9 protein-coding genes and 1 pseudogene are annotated in these 8,210 nt (G+C 72.2%); 3 read left to right on the forward strand and 7 right to left on the reverse strand.

The features are described from left to right. Positions 1-48: 48 nt before the first annotated feature. Positions 49-402: a hypothetical protein gene (locus B7767_RS42810; protein WP_030829675.1), complete on the reverse strand. Its 354-nt coding sequence runs from the start codon at positions 400-402 to the stop codon at positions 49-51. 360 nt (positions 403-762) lie between these two features. On the opposite strand from B7767_RS42810, the gene B7767_RS42815 reads away from it, so the two are divergent. Continuing rightward, positions 763-1,803, forward strand: a complete 1,041-nt coding sequence (locus B7767_RS42815) for a C40 family peptidase (protein ID WP_085576501.1) — start codon at positions 763-765, stop codon at positions 1,801-1,803. A 9-nt stretch (positions 1,804-1,812) separates the two neighbouring features. Here the strand turns inward: B7767_RS42815 and B7767_RS42820 are convergent, their stop codons facing one another. Continuing rightward, the gene (locus B7767_RS42820) at positions 1,813-2,556 is read right to left on the reverse strand and encodes a response regulator transcription factor (protein ID WP_085576502.1); all 744 of its coding nucleotides are present in this window, start codon (positions 2,554-2,556) and stop codon (positions 1,813-1,815) included. Further along, entirely contained in the window at positions 2,553-3,845 is a 1,293-nt protein-coding gene (locus tag B7767_RS42825) for an ATP-binding protein (protein ID WP_085576507.1), read from the reverse strand. Before B7767_RS42825 ends, B7767_RS42820 begins: the two co-directional genes overlap by 4 nt. 179 nt (positions 3,846-4,024) lie before the next feature. Between B7767_RS42825 and B7767_RS42830 the strand changes: the two genes are divergently transcribed. Together B7767_RS42830 and B7767_RS42835 are read left to right on the forward strand one after the other, a co-directional pair. Further along, complete coding sequence (locus tag B7767_RS42830; RefSeq protein WP_085576503.1) at positions 4,025-5,386, forward strand: PspC domain-containing protein; 1,362 nt, start codon at positions 4,025-4,027, stop codon at positions 5,384-5,386. Beyond that, positions 5,373-5,609 carry a hypothetical protein gene (locus tag B7767_RS42835; protein ID WP_085576504.1) on the forward strand — a complete coding sequence of 79 codons (237 nt, stop codon included), beginning with the start codon at positions 5,373-5,375 and terminating at the stop codon, positions 5,607-5,609. Before B7767_RS42830 ends, B7767_RS42835 begins: the two co-directional genes overlap by 14 nt. 7 nt (positions 5,610-5,616) lie before the next feature. Here the strand turns inward: B7767_RS42835 and B7767_RS42840 are convergent, their stop codons facing one another. The 4 genes and pseudogenes from B7767_RS42840 to B7767_RS42855 all read right to left on the reverse strand — a co-directional run. Next, positions 5,617-6,144 (reverse strand): DoxX family membrane protein, encoded by a 528-nt coding sequence (locus B7767_RS42840; protein ID WP_085576505.1) that lies wholly within the window; start codon positions 6,142-6,144, stop codon positions 5,617-5,619. A gap of 232 nt (positions 6,145-6,376) precedes the next feature. Next, positions 6,377-6,667: pseudogene (locus tag B7767_RS49210) on the reverse strand (helix-turn-helix domain-containing protein); the annotation flags it as partial. Between the two features lie 36 nt (positions 6,668-6,703). Next, a complete protein-coding gene (locus B7767_RS42850; RefSeq protein ID WP_085576506.1) occupies positions 6,704-7,150 on the reverse strand; it encodes a VOC family protein in 447 nt (148 codons plus the stop codon). An 84-nt stretch (positions 7,151-7,234) separates the two neighbouring features. Continuing rightward, positions 7,235-8,210, reverse strand: a 976-nt coding sequence (locus B7767_RS42855) for a hypothetical protein (protein WP_085576508.1), incomplete at its 5' end; no start/stop codon positions are given.

Below are 8,210 nucleotides of genomic sequence, written 5' to 3' on the forward strand. Positions count from 1 at the left end.
CACGTCCTGTCACGGGCCGCGGTCACGCCGGGCCCGTGGAGCAGGGGGTCAGGTCCACAGCACCGCGATGAAGACGTTCGTCACGGTCAGCAGTCCGACCAGGCCGAACAGGCCCTTGTCCACCTTCTCGTCGTCCCGCTTCACGTACACCAGGCCGAGGATCACGATCAGCAGGGCCAGCTTCACGCCGATCTTGATGTTGTCGACGGAGTAGTCCTGGGCCTGGTTGAGGCCGACCAGGACCACACCGGTGACCAGCATCGTCAGCGCACCGTGCAGCATCGCGGGGACGAACCGGGCGGTGCCCGCGCCCATCGCCTTCATCTGGGTGAGGAAGCCGCCGAGGAGCGACGCGATGCCGATGATGTGCAGACCGACGAAGAGGTGGATGAGTACGTCCATGAGGCCGGAGCCTAGCCACAGCCGCCTCTTAGCACTCCGGCGCCCTCATCCGTCCTTCCTCCGCCACATCGGTCATCACCCTGAGTGAAGAAGGTGAAGCCCGAACGGGATCCTGGTCACTTACGGTCACCCGACGGTCCGCTCACGCCACTTCCGCACAACCCGTTACCGGGGCCGCGCGGCCGGGCCTAGCGTCCTCCTCCAGGTGACCGGCTCTCCACCGCCGCCCGGTCCAGGGGCGGCGACCGGACACCACCGCCGAGAAGGTCCGGCGGCGGACGGCTCCCCTGTGCACCCCCGCCGCCGGACCACCGGACGGCAGTCCGCTCCGCGCGGTCGTCGGAAAGGACGGGAATCCAGGTGGCAGCGCACCGCAGGACCCGACAGCGCGTCGCGGGCGGCACCACGGCCCGCGCGGCCACCGCCATCGCCCTCGCCGGCGCGGCCACCGCGACCGGCTTCGGCGGCACGGGACACGCCGAACCGCGGCTGACACCGGGCCAGGTCGAGGCTGAGGTCGACAGGCTCTACCGGGAGGCGGAGACCGCCACCGAGAAGTACAACGGCGCCAAGGAGAAGGCCGAGTCGGCCCAGCGGCGGCTGCGCGATCTGCAGGACGAGGCGGCCCGCAGGAAGGACCGGCTCAACTCCGCACAGGACGCCCTGGGCACGGCCGCCGCGGCACAGTACCGCGGCGGCGGCCTCGACCCCGCCCTGCAGCTCTTCCTCTCCGAGGACCCCGACGGCTATCTGGACGGCGCCGCGCTCGTCGAACGGGTCGGCAGCCGCCGGCAGGCGGCGGTGGGGCGCGTACGCGCACAGCTCCGGGAGATCGAGCAGCTGCGCGGTGCCGCACGGGTCGAGGTGAAATCGCTGACGTCCCGCCGCGCCGAACTCGGGCGGCACAGGAAGACGATCGACACCAAGCTGACCGCCGCCCGCCGACTGCTGTCCCGGCTGACCCCCGAGCAACGCGCGGGGCTCACCGACGGAACCGACCGCGCCCCGCACTCCTCGACGGACGCCCGGGACGCCGCCCTGGCGGCCCCCGGTCCCCGCGCGGCGGAGGCCGTCTCCTACGCCTACGCCAAGCTCGGCAGCCCCTACGTCTGGGGCGCGACCGGCCCGGACGCCTTCGACTGCTCGGGCCTCGTCCAGGCCGCGTACCGCTCCGCCGGCGTCTCCCTGCCCCGCACCACCTACGCCCAGATCGACGCCGGCCGCCGCGTCCCCCGTTCCGGACTCCGCCCCGGGGACCTGGTCTTCTTCTACTCCGGCATCAGCCACGTCGGCATCTACGTCGGCGACGGCCGCATGATCCACGCCCCGAACCCCTCGGCCCCGGTCCGCGTGGCCCCCGTCGACGAGATGCCCTTCGCGGGCGCCGCGCGCGTGGTCTGAGCGGCCCGCTCAGACCAGTCGCCGCGCCGTCGCCCAGCGGGTCAGTTCGTGGCGGTTGGAGAGCTGGAGCTTGCGCAGGACCGCCGAGACGTGGGACTCGACCGTCTTCACCGAGATGAACAGCTGCTTGGCGATCTCCTTGTAGGCGTAGCCGCGGGCGATCAGCCGCAGCACCTCCCGCTCGCGCTGGGTGAGGCGGTCGAGGTCCTCGTCGACCGGCGGGGCGTCGGTCGAGGCGAAGGCGTCCAGGACGAAGCCGGCCAGGCGGGGGGAGAAGACGGCGTCCCCCTCCTGGACCCGGAAGATCGAGTCGACCAGGTCGGCCCCGGTGATCGTCTTGGTCACGTAGCCGCGGGCACCGCCCCGGATCACCCCGATCACGTCCTCCGCCGCGTCCGACACGGACAGGGCGAGGAAACGGACCGGCTGCTCGGCGTCACCCATCAACGGAGTGCAGCGGCGCAGCACCTCGACGCCGCCGCCACCGGGCAGGTGCACGTCGAGCAGGACCACCTCGGGCCGGGTCGCGGTGATGACCGTGACCGCCTGGTCGACGTCGGCGGCCTCGCCGACCACCTCGACACCCGTCTGCGCGGTCTGCCCTATCTCCGCCTGGACGCCCGTGCGGAACATGCGGTGGTCGTCGACGAGGACCACCCGCACATGACGCCCGGCGCTGCCGCCGGCCGACTCCGCGGACGCGGCGCCCTGTGCCGGTCCCGTCGTTCCGTTCGCCTCGGTCGGCTCGCTCATGACGTCTTCTCCGCCCTCTCCATCTCCAGCTCGACCTCCGTGCCGCCGTCCGGCACCGCGCGCAGCCGCGCCGTGCCCCCGTTGCGCTCCATGCGGCCGATGATCGATTCTCTGACGCCCATGCGGTCGGCGGGTATCGAGTCCAGGTCGAAGCCGGGGCCGCGGTCCCGGACGGACACGAAGACCGTCCTTCCCTCGACTTCGGCGTAGACCTGCACCGCACCTCCCTCGCCACCGTACTTGGCGGCGTTGACCATCGCTTCGCGCGCGGCCTGCATCTGTGCGCCGATTCTCTCGTCGAGCGGGCAGTCGCCGACGACCACCACCTCGATGGGGACGCCGTGCTTGTCCTCCACCTCGGCGGCATTGCGCTTCACCGCCTCGGCGAGGGTGGTGGGTTCGTCGTCCTCGTCCTTGCCGTTGCCCTCCGGCTTGTAGAGCCAGGCGCGCAGGTCGCGCTCCTGGGCCCGGGCCAGGCGTCGCACCTCGCCCGCGTTGTCCGCGTTGCGCTGGATCAGGGTGAGGGTGTGCAGCACCGAGTCGTGGACGTGGGCGGCGACCTCCGCGCGTTCCTGCGCCCGGATGCGCATCAGGCGCTCCTCGGAGAGGTCCTGGGTCATGCGCACGAGGTAGGGGCCGGCGAGGAGGGTGATGCCGACGAGGACCGCGAGGGCCGCCTGGAGCACCGAGCCGAGGTGGCTGCCGGAGCCCCGCAGGACGAAGATGCCCGAGGCACCCGCCGTCACCAGGAGCACACCGGCCCCTGCCCGCAGCAGCGTGACCGTGCGCCGGCGGCGGCCGACCTCCATCCAGCGGGCCCGGCGGGCGTTGTCCGCCTGCCGCCAGACCAGGGCGACACCCGCGCCGACCAGTACGGTCGGCCAGAGGTAGGCCCTGGCCCCGTTGGTCAGGTTCACGTTGCCCACGAAGATCATGGCCACCACGACCATGAGGAGCAGGGCGACGATCTGCCCCTTGTCCGGTTTCCGGGTGACGAGTCTGCGCCGGCCGTCCGGCGAGGTCTCCGTCGTCACCAGCGAGGGCGGCTTCTGCGCGTCCACACCGCCGACGCCCAGCGGTACGAAGAACCAGAACGCGGCGTACAGCAGCGCGCCGAGCCCGTCGGCCATGAACAGGCCGACGAAGACGAGGCGTACCCAGATCACGGGCAGCCCGAGGTGTCCGGCGAGCCCCCGCGCCACACCACCGAGCCAGCGTCCGTCACTGCTGCGGTAGAGCTTGCGCGGCGGCCGCGGCTCGACTACGGGCGCTGCTGCGGCTTCCGACATGCCAATGATGGTCACACGCCCGGAGTACCGGAGCATCAGGGTCGGCCCCGGAGACTCCCCTGATCTCCGCGGGCGGGGTCCGTCGAACGCTCCCCCGGTCCCACTCGGGGACCGATATCAGGGTCCGGCCAGGGTCGTACCGACTGCCGCCGCGGCGGCTCGCCCGTCACCATGGACCCATGACCGATCACCAGCACGCCACGACGGGTCCGGGACCCGTCTCGGGCCCGGAGGGAGCGACCGCCCCGCCACCGGAGCCGGCCGACGAGAGCGGGCACTTCCGGCGCGACCGCCGGCACCAGATGCTCGGCGGGGTGTGCGCGGGGCTCGGCCGGCAGTGCGACATGGACCCGGTGATCTTCCGGATCACGCTCGCGGTCCTGTCCGCCACCGGCGGCATCGGCCTCATCTTCTACGGCTTCGCCTGGCTCTTCGTCCCGTACGAGGACGAGGACGAGAACGAGATCCGCCGGCTGCTGACCGGCCGGGTCAACGGCCACACCCTGACGGCCGTGCTGTTCGCGCTGGTCGGCTGCGGCGTCTTCCTCACCATGCTGAGCAACGACGGAGTGCTGAGCTTCGCCGTCATACTGTCCCTGCTGCTCGCCGGCGCCGGGTACTGGTCACGGCGGCGCGGTGCGCCCAGCCCCGACCACATCGCCGCCCAGGCCGCGGCCGACGCCCCGCCGGAGCCCCAGGCCCCGCCGGCCCCCTCCGCCTTCCCGTCGTGGTGGCGTGACCCCATCGTCAAGGACGGCACCCACGTCGGGGGCACGGGCTATCTGTGGGGCCCCCAGGACTCCCGCGACATGGACATCGCCGCCGCCGTCGACAGCGGGCTCGACCCCCGCACCGGCACCCGGGGGAAGGCGTACGCACCGCCCCTGCGTCCCCCGATCCCGCGCGTCCCCCGTGGCGGGATCGGCGGCCGGGTCTTCCTGCTCGCCCTGCTCGCGGGCGGTCTCGGTGCCGGGCTGACCTGGGAGAACCACCCCCTCGGCACCAGCCTGCAGACCGGCCTCGCCTGCGCGCTCGCCGTCTTCGGCATCGGCGTGGCCGTCAGCGCGTTCCTCGGCCGCACCGGGGCGGGGTCGATCATCCTGGCGGTCGTCACGGCGGGCCTGCTCGCCGGCTCGGCCGCCCTGCCCGAGGACATCGGCACCGACTGGAAGCAGACGACCTGGGCGCCCACCTCGGTCGCGCAGATACGCCCGGCCTACGACCTGGGCGCCGGCGAGGGTGAACTGGACCTGTCCGCCATACGTGTCCCCGAGGACCGCACCGTCTCGACGCGGGCCGACGTCGGCCTGGGCCGGATCCACGTGATCGTGCCCAGGGACGTGACCGTGAGGCTGAGCGTCGATGTGGGAGTGGGTGACATCCAGTTGCCGGGCGACAGGCAGAAGGACGTGGACGTGGCACCGGGCAAGCACAAGGAGGTGACCCTGGAGCCGCCGGCCGGGGTCGAGGAGGCGGGCACGCTCGACCTCGATCTCCAGGTCGGCGCGGGACAGGCGGAGGTGAGCCGTGCTGCGTCATGAGTTCCAGCCGGGCCGGCTGGTGGCCGGCGCCTTCCTCGTCCTCGCCGCGGCGATCTACGCCGGTGACGCGGGCGGCGCCTGGGACACCCCGTGGTTCGTGGTGATCCCCGTGGTCACCGGCGGGCTCTGTCTGGCCGGCGCGGTGGGTTCCCTGACCGGCCTCGTACGGCGGCGCCGGAGCCGGGCGGCTCCCCGGAAGGCCGACGCGGAGACGGCGCCCTGAGCGGGCGCTACCGGTACTCCCCCGCCCGCTGCCGCCGCCCGCGAAGGGCGGCGTCCACGGACAGCAGCGGGGCGCCCGCCAGCACCAGTGGGGTCCAGGCCATCAGATACGGGAGGTCATTGCCGTAGTAGTACGGATCGGCGGCCCAGCTCACGGTCAGCCACAGGCTGAGGGAGATCAGCGCACCCCCCAGGGCGGCCAGACGGGTGAGCAGGCCGAGCAGGGTGCCGATGCCGACGGCCAGCTCTCCGAGGGCGATGGCGTAACCGAAGGCGACCGGGCTCTCCAGCGCCGTGTCCACCAGGGCGGGGATGGCGGAGGAGTCGCGGACGCCGCGCATCATGTCGCCGATCGAGCCGGCGCCGGAGTCCTTCATGAACGCGCTGTCCGTGAGTTTGTCGAGGCCGGCGTAGATGAAGGTGATCCCGAGGAAGAGGCGCAGGGGGACGAGGGCGTAGCGGGTGGCGGTGTCCCGCCAGTCCCTGTCGCCGTCGGAGTGTGGGGAGTGCGTGTCCGTGCGCATACCGTGAGTCATCGCTGTCCGCCGCCTCTCACCGCCGTGCCGGCCCTCCTCGACAGACCATACGTACGACGAATGAGGGCGGCTCAATCCTGGGGGCGGGGTTTTTCTTCGAGGGGCGGTGCTCATGGGTGTCCCGCGTTGGTGTGGGCCGGGGGGTGTCTGCGCAGCCCGGCGCCGACGGGGTGCCGCCGCGCCCACCCTCCCCCACCCTGGTTGCGCTCGGGCGGGGGGGCACCCCCATCGCCTTGATCTCGCGCCGCTCGGGCAGGGTGAACATCCTCGGCCGGCCACCTTCGTACTTCGGACAGAGCGCCTCGAAGCCGTCGGCGTTGAAGGTGTGGATCACATCCCGGACCCGGTCCGCGCTGGTGAACGTCACCTCGACGGTCTCCGCCACCGGCATGCCCTGCGCGGACAGCAGCACCGTCTGGGCCCGCCGCCACGTCACTACCGACCCCGTGCCTCCGCGGACGATCCGCGACAGGCGCTGTTCCTCGTCGTCATCGGTCTCGTGGACGCGTACTCGTCCTGCCACCGACACAGCATGACGATCAAGGGTGCCGAAGCGACGTCAATCCTCCCCGTCGGGAGCGTCGACAGCTGCCAGTGTCACGGTGCCATCGTCTGCGACCGACCAGCCGGGGTTGTGGCAGACCTCCCAGCGGTGGCCGTCGGGGTCGGCGAAGTAGCCGTGATAGCCGCCGAACGCCGCGCGTTGCGGCTCTTTGAGGACAGTCGCTCCTGCCGCACGGGCCCGCTGCACGGCCTTGTCGACTTCGGCAGGTGAGTCCAGGTTCTGGGCGAGGGTGAAGGGCGTGCCGGCTGTTGCCGGATGTCCGGTGTCGGTGCCGAGGTCGGCCAGAGGGAAGAGCGCCAAGGCGAGCCCACTGCCGATCTGGTAGAAGACGATCTCCTTCATATCGAGCAGAGGTGTCCAGCCCAGGCCGTGGCTGTAGAACCGGCGGCTGACCTTCAAGTCCTCGACACCCAGTGTCACCAGATTCACCTGCTGGTTCATGAATCGCCCCCATGCGCCGGTAGGAGATCGCCACCCGGGCGCAACGCTGCCCCCGGGACAAGGTGAACGTTGCTTGATGCGGCACTAGTCCGTCACGTCGATCGTGTAGCGGTTCGTTTCCGCGCCTGCCGCTGTGACGACCTGGACCTCCACTCGGCCCGGTTCCACCTCCACCGGGACCGGGACGGTCAGGAGCGTGTCCGTCGGGTTGTCGAAGCCGCCGGTGACCGGGACCAGCGGCACGTGTACGTTGACCGGCCCGACCCGGACCACCATTCGGGACAGCCGGTCCGCCCCCTGGGCGCCCACCGGCACGAACCCGGCCCCCCGGATCTCGATGTCGTCCCCGGTCCGGATCGGCGCGTCCAGATCACCGGCCTCGCGCGCCCGCACCACCGAAAGGATCACCGGACGGCCACCCTCCGCGTATTTCCCCGCGAGATATGTCGCCGCCGACACCAGCACCACCACCGCGAGCCCCCACGGCAGGTCCGGCAACTGGTCCGGCCGCCGGGCCAGCCGCACCGCCGCGAACGCCAGGGCGACGCCGCTGATCACGACGTACTGGATGTCGGCGAAGCTCCCCCGCCCCGAGTCGTCGGTCAGCAGGTCCGCCGCCCTGGGCCGGTACGCGCGCACCTTCTGCAGCCGCTGTCCCAGTACCCGCAGTCCGACCACCCGCCGCACCAGCACGGCGATCCCGCACACCACGGCCAGCACGGTCACCACACCGGCACCGCGGGCGAGTTCCAGCCCGTCGATCAGCGCGTCCCGCTCCCGGTTCCCGGAGGCGGCCGCGAGCCGCCCCACCAGAACGAGCACCGCGAACGCCAGGAACAGCACCCAGCACGCGGCCACCGCACGGGACGTGGAGAGCCGGTTGTCCTCCCCGATCACCGGCGCCAGCGCACCCCCGCGCGCCCGGTGGAACCACGACGCGGCGGTCAGCGCCCCGGCCACCACCAGCGCGGCCAGCAACCCGGCGGTGCGCGCGGCGGTCCACCCCGCGCCGATCGCCGTGAGCGCCTGCCCCAGGAGCAGCAGCACGACGCCCGCCCAC

The sequence above is a fragment of the Streptomyces sp. 13-12-16 genome (assembly GCF_002114215.1).
Classification (GTDB): domain Bacteria; phylum Actinomycetota; class Actinomycetes; order Streptomycetales; family Streptomycetaceae; genus Streptomyces.